This window comes from Stutzerimonas chloritidismutans (genome assembly GCF_051486945.1).
Lineage (GTDB): Bacteria > Pseudomonadota > Gammaproteobacteria > Pseudomonadales > Pseudomonadaceae > Stutzerimonas > Stutzerimonas chloritidismutans_B.
In genome coordinates this window covers 239,201-254,479 of record NZ_JAHVDX010000003.1, presented here as the reverse complement: position 1 = coordinate 254,479, position 15,279 = coordinate 239,201, and the positions used below count along the sequence as shown (strand labels likewise).

Annotated in this window: 16 protein-coding genes; 7 read left to right on the top strand and 9 right to left on the bottom strand. The window is 64.0% G+C overall.

Translation table 11 applies throughout. The features are described 5' to 3' along the window. Complete coding sequence (locus KXR72_RS13240) at positions 1–441, top strand: DUF2269 family protein (RefSeq protein ID WP_437421556.1); 441 nt, start codon at positions 1–3, stop codon at positions 439–441. A 131-nt stretch (positions 442–572) separates the two neighbouring features. Here KXR72_RS13240 and KXR72_RS13235 read toward each other — a convergent pair whose 3' ends face one another. Next, complete coding sequence (locus KXR72_RS13235; protein WP_437421555.1) at positions 573–1,226, bottom strand: HAD family hydrolase; 654 nt, start codon at positions 1,224–1,226, stop codon at positions 573–575. Positions 1,227–1,396: 170 nt separating this feature from the next. On the opposite strand from KXR72_RS13235, the gene KXR72_RS13230 reads away from it, so the two are divergent. Continuing rightward, complete coding sequence (locus KXR72_RS13230; RefSeq protein ID WP_437421554.1) at positions 1,397–1,876, top strand: RNA pyrophosphohydrolase; 480 nt, start codon at positions 1,397–1,399, stop codon at positions 1,874–1,876. A 19-nt stretch (positions 1,877–1,895) separates the two neighbouring features. Continuing rightward, a complete protein-coding gene (ptsP, locus tag KXR72_RS13225) occupies positions 1,896–4,169 on the top strand; it encodes a phosphoenolpyruvate--protein phosphotransferase (RefSeq protein ID WP_437421553.1) in 2,274 nt (757 codons plus the stop codon). 16 nt (positions 4,170–4,185) lie between these two features. Here ptsP and KXR72_RS13220 read toward each other — a convergent pair whose 3' ends face one another. After that, the gene (locus KXR72_RS13220; RefSeq protein WP_437421552.1) at positions 4,186–4,944 is read right to left on the bottom strand and encodes an NRDE family protein; all 759 of its coding nucleotides are present in this window, start codon (positions 4,942–4,944) and stop codon (positions 4,186–4,188) included. A 203-nt stretch (positions 4,945–5,147) separates the two neighbouring features. Here KXR72_RS13220 and KXR72_RS13215 point away from each other — a divergent pair, with 203 nt between their 5' ends. The 3 genes from KXR72_RS13215 (at position 5,148) to KXR72_RS13205 (ending at position 7,611) form a co-directional block, all read left to right on the top strand. Beyond that, positions 5,148–5,930, top strand: a complete 783-nt coding sequence (locus KXR72_RS13215) for a sulfite exporter TauE/SafE family protein (RefSeq protein ID WP_437421551.1) — start codon at positions 5,148–5,150, stop codon at positions 5,928–5,930. Between the two features lie 10 nt (positions 5,931–5,940). Further along, positions 5,941–6,741: a prolipoprotein diacylglyceryl transferase gene (lgt, locus tag KXR72_RS13210; protein ID WP_437421550.1), complete on the top strand. Its 801-nt coding sequence runs from the start codon at positions 5,941–5,943 to the stop codon at positions 6,739–6,741. 75 nt (positions 6,742–6,816) lie between these two features. Continuing rightward, a complete protein-coding gene (locus KXR72_RS13205) occupies positions 6,817–7,611 on the top strand; it encodes a thymidylate synthase (RefSeq protein ID WP_437421549.1) in 795 nt (264 codons plus the stop codon). Between the two features lie 3 nt (positions 7,612–7,614). On the opposite strand, the gene KXR72_RS13200 is transcribed toward KXR72_RS13205, so the two are convergent. Continuing rightward, positions 7,615–8,676, bottom strand: coding sequence for a transporter substrate-binding domain-containing protein (locus KXR72_RS13200; protein ID WP_437421548.1), 1,062 nt, complete (start codon positions 8,674–8,676; stop codon positions 7,615–7,617). A 130-nt stretch (positions 8,677–8,806) separates the two neighbouring features. Here KXR72_RS13200 and KXR72_RS13195 point away from each other — a divergent pair, with 130 nt between their 5' ends. Next, a complete protein-coding gene (locus tag KXR72_RS13195; protein WP_437421547.1) occupies positions 8,807–9,577 on the top strand; it encodes a ParA family protein in 771 nt (256 codons plus the stop codon). Here KXR72_RS13195 and KXR72_RS13190 read toward each other — a convergent pair whose 3' ends face one another. From KXR72_RS13190 to KXR72_RS13165, 6 genes are all read right to left on the bottom strand, one after another. Beyond that, positions 9,578–10,561 (bottom strand): branched-chain amino acid ABC transporter permease, encoded by a 984-nt coding sequence (locus KXR72_RS13190; RefSeq protein WP_437421546.1) that lies wholly within the window; start codon positions 10,559–10,561, stop codon positions 9,578–9,580. A 1-nt stretch (position 10,562) separates the two neighbouring features. Continuing rightward, positions 10,563–11,450 (bottom strand): branched-chain amino acid ABC transporter permease, encoded by an 888-nt coding sequence (locus KXR72_RS13185; RefSeq protein WP_437421545.1) that lies wholly within the window; start codon positions 11,448–11,450, stop codon positions 10,563–10,565. Beyond that, complete coding sequence (locus KXR72_RS13180) at positions 11,450–12,160, bottom strand: ABC transporter ATP-binding protein (protein ID WP_437421544.1); 711 nt, start codon at positions 12,158–12,160, stop codon at positions 11,450–11,452. Before KXR72_RS13180 ends, KXR72_RS13185 begins: the two co-directional genes overlap by 1 nt. Beyond that, on the bottom strand, positions 12,153–12,941 hold the full coding sequence (locus tag KXR72_RS13175; protein ID WP_437421543.1) for an ABC transporter ATP-binding protein: 789 nt from the start codon (positions 12,939–12,941) through the stop codon (positions 12,153–12,155). The genes KXR72_RS13180 and KXR72_RS13175 overlap by 8 nt, the downstream gene beginning before the upstream one ends. Positions 12,942–12,946: 5 nt before the next feature. Next, complete coding sequence (locus tag KXR72_RS13170; protein ID WP_437421542.1) at positions 12,947–14,152, bottom strand: ABC transporter substrate-binding protein; 1,206 nt, start codon at positions 14,150–14,152, stop codon at positions 12,947–12,949. Positions 14,153–14,460: 308 nt separating this feature from the next. Beyond that, positions 14,461–15,252, bottom strand: coding sequence for a universal stress protein (locus KXR72_RS13165; RefSeq protein ID WP_437421541.1), 792 nt, complete (start codon positions 15,250–15,252; stop codon positions 14,461–14,463). Positions 15,253–15,279: the final 27 nt, after the last annotated feature.

The following is a 15,279-nucleotide window of genomic DNA, read 5'->3' as shown; positions in this document are numbered from 1 at the left end:
ATGGAACACTACACGCTGCTCAATATCGTTCATGCCGCCCTGGCAATTCTGCTCACGCTCGGGCTGATCGCCCACGTCGTGATGCTCTGGAAGGCGTGGCGCAAGGCGGACCCGGCCGTGCTGCAGAAAAAGCTGCGCCGGACTCGCACGATGTCGCTGCCATTGCTCGCGGCGTTGGGGCTGCTGCTGCCGGTCACTGGCTGGTGGCTGGCGCACCTGGCAGGCTTCCCCTTGGGCCAGCTATGGTTGCTGGCCAGCTCGATCCTCTTCCTGATCCTGGTGCCGCTGACCTTGCTGCTCGGCGGCCGTCTGCGCGCCTGGCAGGCGCTGGGTGACACCCCGGCGCCGGCGAAGTTGCCGCGCTTCGCGCTGGTCTACGCCGGGCTGATTTTGCTGATTCTGGTGGCGATCATGGGGCTGATGGGCGCCAAGCCGGTCTGATGCGCAGCCTGTCAGGGGACAGCAGTTTCTTGCTGACCGTCCCCAGCGGCTTCGCCTGGCATCATGCGCGTGCTGCTATTGGCGGGTCTCGCCAGGCTGGTGGGTTACGCTGGGCCACCGGTGCCCGCCGCTCAGCGCAGCGAAATGACTTTCCAGCCGCGCTGCTCGGCGATTTGCCGGAGCGTTGGGTCCGGGTCGACGGCAACCGGATGGCTGACGCGTTCGAGCAGTGGCAGGTCGTTGCGCGAGTCGCTGTAAAAGTAGCTGTCGTCCAGGCTCTGGTCGTTCTCGACCAGCCAGCGCTCGAGCCGCGTGACCTTACCCTCCTGGAAGCAGGGGACGTCCATCATCCGGCCAGTGTAGCGGCCGTCCTGCATTTCACATTCCGTCGCTAGCAGGGTGTCGACACCCAGGCGCTTGGCGATGGGTCCGGTGATGAAACGGTTGGTCGCGGTGATGATCACCACCCGGTCGCCAGCCTCGTGATGCTGGCGCACCAGCGCCTCGCCTTTGGCTAGCACGATGGGTTCGATGTGGTCACGCATGAACTCGGCGTGCCACAGCTGCAGCTGCGCCAGTTCGTTGCGGCCCAGTGGTTCCTGGCAGAAGTCCTGGTAGGCCTTCACGTCCAGCGTGCCGGCCAGGTAGTCCTGATAGAAAGCATCATTGCGTGCGCGGTAATCGCTGGCATCGACCAGACCGCGCTGGCAGAGGAATTCGCCCCAGGCATGGTCGCTGTCGCCGGCCAGGAGGGTGTTGTCGAGATCGAAAAGAGCCAGGCGCACGCTGCGTCCTCCGGGCTGAGGGTGGGGGCGCAGCATAGCGGGATTAGCACCGCGGCGGCACCTGCCAGGGTGCTGTTCGAGGCGCTGGATCAACGGCCACCACGCGTGCTTTCTGCTTTTCTGTTTTTTGTGGAACAATGCCGCGACATGCGTTTGCGAGGTTGTATGCCGTGATCGACTCCGATGGTTTTCGCCCCAATGTCGGCATCATCCTGACCAATGACATCGGCCAGGTGCTCTGGGCCCGGCGGATTAATCAGGACGCCTGGCAATTCCCACAGGGCGGCATCAATCCGCGCGAAACACCCGAAGAAGCGCTCTATCGCGAGCTCAACGAAGAAGTCGGCCTGGAACAGCAGGACGTCAAGATCCTCGCCTGTACCCGTGGCTGGCTGCGTTACCGCTTGCCGCAGCGTTTGGTGCGCACGCACAGCCAGCCGTTGTGCATCGGTCAGAAGCAGAAATGGTTCCTGCTGCGCCTGACGGGTGCCGAGGAGCGAGTGCGCATGGACGTCACCGGCAAGCCCGAGTTCGACGGCTGGCGCTGGGTCAGCTACTGGTACCCGCTAGGCCAGGTGGTCACCTTCAAGCGCGAGGTCTACCGTCGCGCGTTAAAAGAACTCGCCCCGCGCCTGTTGGTGCGGGACTGACGGGAGAAAGCCCCTGAGCATGCTCGGCACGCTGCGCAAGATCGTCCAGGAAGTCAACGCTGCCAAGGACCTGAAGACGGCCCTGGGCATTATCGTGTTGCGGGTCCGGGAAGCCATGGGCAGCCAGGTCTGCTCCGTCTACCTGCTCGACCACGAGACCGGCCGTTTCGTCCTGATGGCTACCGAGGGTCTGAACAAGAAGGCCATCGGCAAAGTCAGCATGGCACCCAACGAGGGTCTGGTCGGCCTGGTCGGCACGCGGGAAGAACCACTCAACCTCGAGCACGCCTCCGAGCACCCGCGGTATCGCTATTTCGCCGAGACGGGCGAAGAACGCTACGCCTCCTTTCTCGGTGCGCCGATCATCCACCATCGCCGGGTGATGGGCGTTCTGGTCATTCAGCAAAAGGAGCAGCGCCTGTTCGACGAGGGCGAGGAGGCCTTCCTCGTCACCATGAGCGCGCAGCTCGCCGGCGTCATTGCGCATGCCGAGGCCACCGGCTCCATTCGCGGGCTCGGCCGGCAGGGTAAGGGCATTCAGGAGACGCGCTTCATTGGTATCCCCGGCGCGCCGGGCGCTGCGGTCGGCAAGGCCGTGGTGGTGCTGCCGCCCGCCGACCTGGATGTGGTGCCGGACAAGACCGTCGATAACATCCCCGCCGAGCTGGCGCTGTTCGAGTCGGCGCTGGAGTCGGTACGTGCCGACATGCGAACGCTCTCGGAAAAACTCGCCCACCAGATGCGAAAGGAAGAGCGTGCACTGTTCGACGTCTACCTGATGATGCTCGACGACTCCGCCCTCGGCGGCGAGGTGACCAAGGTTATCCGCACCGGCCAGTGGGCGCAGGGTGCGCTGCGCCAGGTGGTCGGCGACCACGTTGCGCGCTTCGAGATGATGGACGACGCCTATCTGCGCGAGCGCGCCTCCGACGTCAAGGACATCGGTCGCCGCCTGCTCGGCTACCTGCAGCAGGCCCACCAGCAGACGCTTACCTACCCCGACAACACCATTCTGGTCAGCGAAGAATTATCACCGGCGATGCTCGGCGAGGTGCCGGAGGGCAAGCTGGTGGGCATGGTCTCGGTGCTTGGCTCCAGCAACTCGCACGTGGCGATCCTGGCGCGCGCGATGGGGATCCCGACGGTCATGGGCGCGGTCGACCTGCCGTACTCGAAGGTCGACGGCATCGAGATGATCATCGATGGCACCCGCGGTGAGATCATCACCAACCCGGCCAAGGTATTGCGTGAGCAGTATCTGGTGCTTGCCGAGCAGGAGCGGCAGCTGTCCGAAGGGCTCGACGTGCTGCGTGAGCTGCCCTGCGAGACCACCGATGGCGTGCGCATTCCGCTGTGGGTCAATACCGGCCTGCTCGCCGACGTGGTGCGTGCGCAGGAGCGGGGAGCCGAGGGCGTAGGCCTGTACCGTACCGAAGTGCCTTTCATGATCAAGGAGCGCTTCCCCAGCGAGAAGGAGCAGATGGCGATCTATCGCGAACAGCTGCAAGCCTTCCATCCGCTGCCGGTGACCATGCGTAGCCTGGACGTGGGCGGCGACAAGAGCCTGCCGTATTTCCCGATCAAGGAAGAGAACCCGTTCCTGGGCTGGCGCGGCATCCGCGTGACGCTGGATCACCCGGAGATTTTCCTGCTGCAGACCCGTGCCATGCTCAAGGCCAGCGCCGGGCTGAACAACCTGCGCATCCTGCTACCGATGATTTCTGGCACGCGCGAGCTGGAAGAAGCGCTGCACCTGATCCACCGCGCCTGGGGCGAGGTGCGCGACGAGGGCACCGATGTCGAGATGCCGCCGGTCGGCGTGATGATCGAAGTGCCTGCCGCCGTGTATCTCACGCGCGAATTGGCGCGCCAGGTCGACTTCATTTCGGTCGGCTCCAACGACCTGACGCAGTACCTGCTGGCCGTGGACCGCAACAACCCGCGCGTCGCTGATCTTTACGACTATCTGCATCCCGCTGTGCTCGAGGCCCTGCAGCGCATCGTTCGCGAAGCGCACGACGAGGGCAAGCCGGTGAGCATCTGCGGCGAGATGGCGGGCGATCCCGGGGCGGCCATCCTGCTGCTCGCGATGGGTTTCGACAGCCTGTCGATGAACGCCACCAACCTGCCGAAGGTCAAGTGGATGCTGCGCCAGATCAGCTCGGCCACCGGCCGCGAGCTGCTGGCCAAGGTCATGAAAATGGACAGCCCGCAGGTCATCCACGCCACCGTACAGCTGACGTTGCGCAACCTCGGGCTGGACCGCATGGTGAACCCCGCCGCGGCGATCTAGCGGCGCGGTGTCTCGTTCAGTCGCGAAACGGCGGCAGGACGATGCGGGTTTCCCCTGCTGGCCCTTGAGCGTTGAAGCTGCGTTCGACCATTTCTGCTGCGCCATTGGCGTGACGGATGATCACCGTACTCGCCCGCGTGCCATAGTCGTCGCTGGTGATGAAGACGCTCGACAGCAACCGCTCCAGTTCTCTCGAGACGCCTGTTTCGGGCAATTCCTCATCCTCGGCGGTGTGCGGATCGCTGAGCAACTCCAGCAGCGCTTCGCAACTGGCCGTGTCGAGGCAGCCGTGCAATGCCGCACGTGCCCGACGTAGCTTCGGCCAGGGGCTGTCCAGCGCTGCGTTGGAGAGGCCATAGACTCCGGGTGAAAGCTGGCGCGGCGTGGCCTCGCAGGAATTGAGATACCACAGCGCGTCGCGGTTGCCGACCAGCAGGTTGAACCCTGAGTAATGCTCGATAAAGCCCGAGACTTCGTTCAGGTAGGCCTCTGGTGACAGGTCGCCACGCAGGAATTGAGCGGGCAGCTCGCCGCGTGAACGCGTTCCTGTCGGGGCGCTCGGGTCGCGGATGTTCGTCAGGGCGGCGAAGCGGCCGTTCTCGGTGACGGCCGTCCAGGTGCCGCCCCCCTGTAGATCGATGCCGCCAACGACGTAAGGCGCGTCCTGCCAGTGTCCGAGTGGCAGGCTGGGGCGGTCATAAAATTCGTCACGATTGGCCGCGACGATGAGAGGCACCGCGTGTTCAGGGCGCCAGGCAAAAACGATAAGACACATAGGCGGTCGGGTAGGCAGCTGAGATTCGAGGCTAGACGAAAGGCCGGCCTGCCTACAAGCAAGCGAGCCGACACCTATCAGGTCTGACCGCCATCGCTTGCGGGCGATCCCTTAGTCGCGGCCGTGTCACCTCCGGTCGCGGCCCGCGTCAGCCTCCCGCGCTGTTTTCCGCTACCATGCCGCTTTGTTTTCAGGGTGGTCCGATGGAGTTCGCGCTTTATCTGCTGCTGGGCGGCTTCGCGGGCGTGCTGGCGGGGCTGTTTGGTGTCGGGGGTGGGCTGATCATCGTGCCGGTGCTGGTGTTCAGCTTTACCGCGCAGGGCTTCGACCCGCAGGTGCTGACCCACCTCGCGGTCGGGACATCGCTGGCAACCATCGTCTTCACCTCGCTCAACTCGATCCAGACGCACCATCGCAAGGGTGCGGTGCGCTGGCCGGTCGTCCTGTGGATGACGGTCGGCATCCTGGTCGGCGCGGCGCTTGGCAGCCTGACCGCGGCGGCAATACAGGGCCCGCTTCTGCAAAAGATCATTGGTGTGTTCGCCATCGCCATGGCCGTGCAGATGGGTTTCTCACTGCAGCCCAAAGCCAGCGCGGGCGTGCCCGGCAAGCCGGTGCTAACGCTCGCCGGCGTGGTGATTGGCTGGGCATCGGCGATCTTCGGCATCGGCGGCGGCTCGCTCACGGTGCCCTTTCTCAGCTGGCGCAGTGTGCCGATGCAGCAAGCCGTCGCGACATCCGCCGCCTGTGGTTTACCCATCGCGATCGCCGGTGCGTTGAGTTTCGCCGTGGTGGGCTGGCAGGATGCGCATCTGCCGGCGTGGAGTGTCGGTTTCGTATACCTGCCGGCGCTGGCCGGCATTGCCATCACCAGCATGTTTTTCGCCCGCATCGGCGCGCTGCTCGCGCATCGCCTGTCACCTCAGGTGCTGCGCAGGCTGTTCGCGCTGCTCTTGTTGGGCGTAGGTATCAATTTCTTGATCTGAGGGAACCTGGATGCTGCCTTATCCGCAGATTGACCCCGTCGCCGTGTCGCTGGGGCCGTTGCAAATCCACTGGTATGGCTTGATGTACCTGATCGGCATCGGCGGCGCCTGGATGCTGGCCTCGCGCCGGCTGCACCGCTTCGACCCGACCTGGGACAAAGACAAGCTCTCCGACCTGGTCTTCTGGGTGGCGATGGGCGTCATCGTCGGCGGGCGACTGGGCTATGTGCTGTTCTATGACCTGGCGGCCTATCTCAACGAGCCGACTCTGATCTTCCAGGTCTGGAAGGGCGGGATGTCCTTTCATGGCGGGCTGATCGGCGTGCTTCTGTGCACCTGGATATTCGCCCGTCGCAACGGCAAGCGTTTCTTCGAACTGATGGACTTCATCGCGCCCTTCGTGCCGATCGGTTTGGGTGCCGGGCGCATTGGCAATTTCATCAACGCGGAGCTGTGGGGCAAGGCGAGCGACGTGCCCTGGGCGATGGTGTTTCCCACCGACCCGCAGCAGCTGGCGCGTCACCCATCCCAGCTCTACCAGTTCGCACTTGAAGGCGTCGCGCTGTTCGTCATCTTGTGGCTTTACTCGAGCAAGCCGCGGCCGACGATGGCCGTTTCCGGCCTGTTCGCCATCTGCTACGGCATCTTCCGTTTCATCGTCGAGTTCGTCCGGGTGCCGGATCCGCAATTGGGCTACCTAGCGTTTGGCTGGCTGACCATGGGCCAACTGCTGTGCGTGCCGATGATCCTGATCGGCTTGGGGATGATGCTGTGGGCCTACCGCCGTGAGCCGCGCAAGGCGGCCGCCTGACCGCTGCTCCGCCCGGCGCGACAAGCCGGGCGGCGAGCCTTTACTATTGCGCCACTTCTGATCGACGAGCCCGCGATGAAACAGTACCTCGACCTGATGCGCCACGTGCGTGAGCACGGCACCTTCAAAAGCGACCGCACCGGCACTGGCACCTATAGCGTGTTCGGCTACCAGATGCGCTTCGATCTGGCCGATGGCTTCCCGTTGGTGACGACCAAGAAGTGCCACCTCAAGTCCATCATTCATGAGCTGCTGTGGTTCCTCCAGGGCGACACCAACATCGGCTACCTGAAGGAAAATGGCGTGCGCATTTGGGACGAGTGGGCTGACGAAAACGGCGAGCTCGGGCCCGTCTATGGTTATCAGTGGCGCAGCTGGCCGGCGCCCAACGGCGAGTCGGTCGACCAGATTGCCAACCTGTTGGCGATGATCAAAAAGAACCCCGATTCGCGGCGGCTGATCGTCTCGGCCTGGAACCCGGCACTGGTCGACCAGATGGCCCTGCCGCCGTGCCATGCGCTGTTTCAGTTCTACGTCGCCGACGGCAAGCTCAGTTGCCAGCTCTACCAACGTTCGGCGGACATTTTCCTCGGCGTGCCCTTCAACATCGCCAGCTATGCGCTGTTGACGCTGATGGTCGCTCAGGTCTGCGACCTGGAGCCCGGCGAGTTCATCTGGAGCGGTGGTGACTGCCATCTCTACGCCAACCACCTCGAGCAGGCGGACCTGCAGCTCACCCGCGAGCCGTTGCCGCTCCCGACCATGAAGCTCAACCCGAACGTGAAGGACCTGTTCGCCTTCCGCTTCGAGGATTTCGAGCTGGTTGACTACGAAGCCCATCCTCACATCAAGGCACCTGTCGCCGTCTGACCGCTAAGGCTTGCCGAGGTAGCGTTCCAGCAATCGCTGCCAGGCCGGCCCGGCGGTGATCTCGAGAATCGCCTGGCTGACTGGCTCGCGCAATCGGCTCCCGCCAGGCACTGCAAAGGCGTACGACTGGTTCTCGAAGGTGCCGGGTAGCAGGCGCAGCCCGCCGTTGTTCAGCTCACCGTTGCGGAACTGCAGGATCGGCAGGTCGTAGACCACCGCCTCGGCTTCGCCGGCCTGCACCGCGCGCATGGCCTGGCTCAGGTCAGGGTAGCGGCTGGCGCGGATGCGCTCGCCGTCCAGGTAGCGTTCGCTGACCGTGCCGGTTACCGTCGCCACATGGGCGCGACGCAGGTCGTCCGGGCCTTCCAACCCGCCTTGCAGGTTGCCGACCGTCAGGGTGGTCGTCACCGCCGCGGTGAAGGTCGAGACCATGATCAAGGCCGTGAACATCCAGATGATCGCCACCAGCCGCCCACCGAACGTCACCGGCGACTTGTCGCCATAGCCGACCGTGGTCATGGTCACTGCCGCCCACCAGAAGCCGTTGCCCATACCGTGGAGTGAACTGTCGCCGAACTGTGCGCGGTTGTGCCGACGCTCGAACAGCCAGAGCACGGTACCGACGACGAGCAACAGCGCGGCGAGCCCCATGACCAGGCTGAGAAACTGCCACGAGACGAGCGCACGCAGGGCGGCCCAGCCGCTGCCTGACTGCGCTGGCACACCAATCGCCAGCCCGGTGCGATAGAACGGGTGGGTAAAGTCGATCTGCTCCTCGCGTTCGGCGGTCATCGTCAGCGCGCCAACGACGAGATCCAACTGGCCGCCCTGTAGCCCTGGCAGCAACTGGTCGAACGCTCGGGGTTCGAATTCGTAGTTGTAGCCATTGCGTTCGGCAACCTGCTGCCAGAGTTCGATACTGATGCCGCTCCAGCCGCCGTCGGCTTCCTGTATCACGAAGGGCGGCACTTCGGTGATGCCCACGCGTAGCACCTCGGGTGCCGGCTGGGCCAGCAATGGCGAGGCGAGCAGGGTGATCAGCAAACCGATGAACAGTCGGGCCATGGGGTACTCCTGGGTCGTTTCTTTTGGCGCAGGGTAGCAAAGCGCCACCGAACGGCCTCGCCGAAAGTAGTCATACCCTTGCCGCGTGCGTTGTATAGACTCCAGCGAGACCAGACAGAAGGGACGGACCATGCGAAGGGTGGTGTTCAACCAGAAGGGCGGTGTGGGCAAGTCCAGCATCGCCTCGAACCTGGCCGCGGTCAGCGCTGCGCAGGGCTATCGAACGTTGTTGATCGACCTCGACGCCCAGGCCAATTCCAGCCATTACCTCACCGGCCTGAGCGGCGACGCATTGCCCACCGGCATGGCCGACTACTTCAAACAGATCCTCACGGGTGGCCTTGGCGGCAAGAAAGCGCGGCCGCCGATCAGCGAAACGCGCTTCGACAATCTGCATTTGATCGGCGCGACGCCTGAACTCGCCGACCTGCAGTCCAAGCTTGAGGCCAAGCACAAGATCAACAAGCTGCGAAAGCTGCTGTTGACGCTCTCCGAAGAGTACGAGCGGATCTATGTCGACACGCCCCCTGCGCTGAACTTCTATACCGTCTCCGCGCTCATCGCCTGCGACCGTTGCCTGATTCCCTTCGATTGCGACAGCTTCTCGCGCCAGGCCCTGTACAGCTTGCTCGATGAAATCGAAGAACTGCAGGAGGACCACAACGAAGCACTCGAAGTCGAGGGCATCGTCGTCAATCAGTTCCAACCGCGTGCCGCCTTGCCGCAACAGATGATCGATGAATTGATTGCCGAGGGGTTGCCGGTGCTACCGGTGCACCTGATGAGTTCGGTGCGCATGCGCGAGTCCCACCAGGCCTGCACGCCGCTCATTCATTTCGATCCCAGACACAAGCTCAGCCAGCAGTTTGTCGAGCTACACGGGCATCTGGAAAGTGCCTGATCAGCCGGTACGGGACCGCGCAAGACGTTTGCCGAGGCGAGAGGCATAGAACTCGCCAAGAATGCCGCGGCGAAAGATCAGCACGCACGCCATGAAGATGATGCCGGTGACCAGCGTTACCGGCAGCTCCGAGGTCGCGAAGTAATTGCCCAGCGTGGTCACCAGCGCGGCGCCGAACACCGGCCCGACCAGCGTGCCGATGCCTCCTAGCAGGGTCATCAACACCACTTCTCCGGACATCTGCCAGCTGACATCGGTGAGGGTCGCGAACTGGAACACCAGCGCCTTGAGCCCGCCAGCGAGCCCGGCGAGCGCCGCCGACATGACGAATGCGCCGAGCTTGTATCGCGAAACCGTGTACCCCAGCGAAATGGCGCGGTTTTCGTTCTCGCGGATCGACCTGAGGATCATGCCGTAGGGCGAGTTGATGATCCGCCAGATCGCCAGCATGCCAAGCAGGAACACCGTCAGCACGAAGAAATACATGTTCAACGGCTCTTTCAGGTCGATCAGGCCGAACAGGTGGCCGCGCGGGATGCCCTGGATGCCATCCTCGCCATGTGTGAAGGGCGCCTGCAGGCAGAAAAAGAAGAACATCTGCGACAGAGCCAGCGTGATCATCGTCGAATAGATGCCCTGGCGGCGGATCGCCAGAAAGCCGATCACTAGCCCGAGCAGCGCGGCACCGGCCACGCCGACCAGGATGCCCAGCTCGGGCGTCAGTCCCCATTCCTTGACGGCATGAGCGGTGAAATAAGCCGCGCCACCAAAAAACGCCGCATGGCCGAACGAGAGGATGCCGGTGTAGCCCAGCAGCAGGTTGAAGGCACAGGCGAAAAGTGCGAAGCAGAGCACCTTCATCAGGAACACGGGATAGAAGTACAGGGGGGCGAGCGCCAGGGCGAGGACGCCGAGCAGGATCAGCGTCGTCTCGGTGTTCCAGCGCTTGCGTTCGGTTGCCGGGGTTGCGGTTGTTCGCTGCATGTCAGCCGTCCCTTCCCATGAGGCCCGCGGGGCGCACCAACAGTACGATCGCCATGATCACGAAAATCACGATATTGGACGCCTCGGGATAGAACACCTTCGTCAGCCCCTCGAGGATGCCGAGCATGTACCCGGTGATGATGGCACCGAGGATCGAGCCCATGCCGCCAACCACCACTACGGCAAACACCACGATGATGAGGTTCGAACCCATCAGCGGGCTGACCTGATAGATCGGCGCCGCGAGGATGCCGGCCAGCCCGGCCAGCCCGGCGCCGAGGCCATAGGTGAAGGTGAGCAGCAGCGGCACGTTGATGCCAAAGGTGCGTACCAGCGTCGGATTTTCGGTCGCGGCGCGTAGGTAGGCGCCGAGCTTGGTCTTCTCGATCAGCAGCCAGGTACTCAGGCAGATCAGCAACGACGCTACCACCACCCAGGCGCGGTACTTCGGCAGGAACATGAAGCCCAGGTTATAGCCGCCGGACAGCAGACTCGGCACCGCGTAAGGCTGGCCGGACGAGCCGTAGTAGTAGCGGAAGGCGCCCTCCAGCGCGAGCGCCAGGCCGAAGGTGAACAGCAGTCCGTAAAGGTGATCGAGGTTGTACAGCCGCGACAGCGCCAACCGTTCGACCGCCGCGCCGGCCAGCCCGACAATCAGCGGCGCCAGGATCAGCGCCGGCCAGTAGCCGATGCCGAGCACCGCCAGCAGCAGGTAGCCGGCGAAGGCACCGGTCATGTACTGCGCACCGTGGGCGAAGTTGATCACCTTCAACAGCCCGAAGATGATAGCCAGCCCCAGGCTGAGCATTGCGTAGAACGAGCCGTTGATCAGGCCGATCAGCAGTTGCCCGAGGAAAGCCTGAATGGGTACGCCGAAGATCTCCGTCATCAGACCCCCAGGGTTTCGTTGAGGATGGCCATGCGGTCGGCCAGCGCGTCGATCGGAAAACTGTCGACGATCCGGCCGTGGTCGACCAGGTAAAAACGATCGGCCACCTTGCTGGCGAAGCGGAAGTTCTGTTCCACCAGCAGGATGGTCATGCCGCGTTCCTTGAGCGTGAGCAGCACATCGCCGATGCGCTGGACGATCACAGGCGCGAGCCCTTCGGTGGGTTCGTCGAGCAAGAGCAGCTTTGCCCCGGTACGCAATATCCGGGCAATCGCCAGCATCTGCTGTTCGCCACCGGATAGCTTGGTGCCCGGGCTGTGGCGGCGTTCCTTGAGGTTCGGAAAGAGCGTGTAGATCTCCTCCGTGCTCATCCCGCCCTTGGCAACGACAGGCGGCAAGGTCAGGTTTTCGTCCACGGTCAAGGTCGCGAAGATGCCGCGCTCTTCCGGCACGAAACCCATGCCGGTATGTGCGGTGCGGTGCAGCGGCACGCGCATCATGTCGCGGCCGTCGAATTCGATGGTGCCGCTGCGCGAGCGGATGATGCCCATGATCGAGCGCAGCGCGGTGGTCTTGCCTACGCCGTTACGGCCGAGCAACGTCACCGTCTCACCCTGGTGCACGTCCAGGTCGATGCCGTGCAAAGCGTGGCTCTCGCCGTACCAGGCGTTCAGCTCGCGTACGCGCAGCAGGGGCGTGGCCTCACTCATGTTCGGTCCCCATATAGGCCTCACGTACCCGGGCGTCCTGGCTCACGCTGCGGTAGTCGCCGGAGGTGAGGATTTCGCCGCGCTGCAACACCGTGACTTGATCGCAAAGGTCGGCGACCACCTTGAGGTTGTGCTCGACCATCAACACGGCGCGCTCACGGGCGACTTCGCGGATGAGTTCGGAAACGATATGCACGTCTTCGTGGCCCATGCCCGCCATGGGTTCGTCGAGCAGCAGCACCCGCGGTTCGAGCGCCAGGGTGGTGGCGATCTCCAGTACCCGCTTGCGGCCGTAGGACAGGTCCGCCGCCACGCTGTTGCGCGCATCCTGTAAGCCGACCGATTCGATCAGCGCCATGGCCCGCTCGTTGAGGCGCTCGAGCGAGCGCAGCGGAAGCCAGAACTGCGTCGCCAGCCCGCTCGGGCGTTGCAGCGCCACGCGGACGTTCTCCAGTACGGTCAGATGGGGAAACACGGCTGATATCTGGAACGAGCGCACCAGGCCCATGCGCGCTACCCGCGCCGGGTCGGTGCGGGTGATGTCCTGATCGAGCAGCGTGATGGTGCCCGCCGATGGCTGGAGAAACTTAGTCAGCAGATTGAACACAGTGGTCTTGCCTGCACCGTTCGGCCCGATCAGCGCATGGACACGCGCATGATGGACGTCCAGGTCGACGTTGTTCACCGCGACGAAGCCTTTGAAGTCGCGGCGCAGGCCGCGCGCCGAAAGCACCACGCGGGGTGCTTCGGCAGCGGCTGCGTTGTGGCCGTTAGGCGCCATGTCGGTCACTTCGCCAGGTCACAGCCGCTCTTGGCGGGGTCGATGTAGGCTTCGGCGCCGGGCACGGTGGCGAGCACCTTGTAGTAGTCCCACGGCTCCTTGCTCTCGTCCGGCTTCTTCACTTCCATCAGATACACATCGCTGATGAGGCGGCCGTTGGCGCCGACCTTGGCATTGCGCGCGAACATGTCGTCCACCGGCATCTCGTGCATGGCCTTGGCGACGGCCTCGGTTTCGTCGGTGCCCACCTTGTCGATCGCCTTGAGATACTGCATGACGCCGGAATAGGTGCCGGCATGAACCATGTTCGGCATCCGCCCGGTGCGCTCGAAGAAGCGCTTGGCAAATTCGCGGGACTTGTCGTCACGGTCCCAGTAATAGCTTTCGGTCAGCGTCAGGCCCTGGGCCGCTTCCAGGCCCAACCCATGGACCTCAGACAGGGTGAACAGCAACGCGGCCAGGCGTTGGCCGCTGGCGACGATGCCGAATTCCGCCGCCTGTTTGATGGCATTGGCGGTGTCCAGGCCGGCATTAGCCAGTCCGATCACTTCCGCGCCAGAGGATTGCGCCTGCAGCAGGAAGGACGAGTAATCGTTGGTTGCCAGCGGATGGCGCACCGAGCCCTTGATTTCGCCGCCTTTGGCTTTGACGAACTCGCTGGTTTGCTCTTCAAGCGAATAGCCGAAGGCGTAGTCGGCGGTGAGGAAGTACCAGCTGTCACCGCCCTGCGATACCAGTGCGCCACCGGTGCCGACAGCGAGTGCATGGGTGTCATAAGCCCAGTGGAATCCGTAGGGCGAGCATTGTTTGCCGGTCAGTTCGGTGGTGGCCGCGCCCGTCACCAGATCGATTTTTTTCTTGTCCTTCGAAATGCCCTGCACGGCCAGCGCCACGGAGGAGGTGGTCAGCTCCATGATCGAATCGACCTGCTCTCGGTCATACCATTGCCGCGCGATGTTCGAGGCGATGTCCGGCTTGTTCTGGTGGTCGGCCGTGACAATCTCGATCGGCGCGCCCTGCACCTTGCCACCGAAGTCCTCGGCCGCCATCTTCGCCGCCTCGTAGGACCATTTGCCGCCGAAGTCGGCATACACGCCCGATTGGTCGTTGAGGATACCGATCTTCACCTTGCCGTCGGATATCTCCGCGGCTGACGCGGGTATCGCCGTCGCTGCGCTCAGTACTGCCGTTGCAATTGCCAGACGCTTCATCGCCTATCTCCTTGCAGGTGTCGACCGCCAGCACGACGCGGGCAGTTCGCCCGCGGCGGGCGGCCGCGGTTATCGAGGGGGACGGAACGGATCGGGTCGGGTAACCCGGTGCGAATGAAATGGGAAGGGGCTGTAATGGCCAGGCGATCAAAGCGGAACGGCATCGCGCCGACGCGGGGCGTTAGGGGCCGGACTGGGCGTATCGATCGCTTGGGGGGCATGGGGCGTTCATCTAATTCTTATTGTTGAACTAACCCTAGCAGGGGTTTGGCCATGCGCAACCGGCCGAGGGGCTGCGAGATCCGGCCTTAGCGTGCGATGAGCACGTCGCACGGAGGTTGGTCGAGGTACGCCCGGGTCAGGCTGCCGAGCAGCGCGTCGCTGATCTCGCCTCGGCTGTGCCCGCCCAACGCCAACAGCTGAGGACGGAATTCGGCGATGGCGGCATCCAGCCGCAGGCTGCGCTCGCCTTGGCGCAGGCAGCTGACGAGGCGGGCGCCATTGGCCGGCAATTCGTGGCGCAGGTCGGCAAGCAACTGGTCGAACAATTCCTGCTGCAACGCCAAGTCCGCCGGGTCGGCACCGAGCACTTCGGCCACTTCATGGATGTTCAGCGCGGTCAGCTCGCCGCTCGGAGCCATCAGCTGCCAGGCGCTATGCAGGGCACGGCTGGCGCAGCGTGAAAAGTCCAGTGCGGCCAACGCGCGGGTGTATGGCTGCGGAGTGTCGACAACGAGCAGCACGGGCATTGGGCAGGCCAGCAGGATGCGCTCGAGCGTGGTGCCAGCGAAGCCGCTGGGCGAATGCCGGTGGTGGCGTCCGAGCACCAGCAGGCCGGCCTGCAGTCCTGTCGCCTGGGTGAGGATCGCCTCCACCACGCGCCCTCGACGTATCCAGGGCTGCACCTCGCCGAGGCCAAGCGTGTCGAGCTGGCCTTCAAGCGCGTCGTGGGCCTGCTGCGCCTGGTCGTCCCCGGCGTCCTCGTCGAGCACGTGCACGACGTCCAGGCGCAGGCCGTGCAGGCGTGCCAGGGCCGCACCGCGCATCAGCGCCAGGTCGGCCTCGGGGCTCAGGTCGTGCGCAACGAGTAGCGAATGCATGGCGGGCCTCAGGTTGGTAGCGAGCGG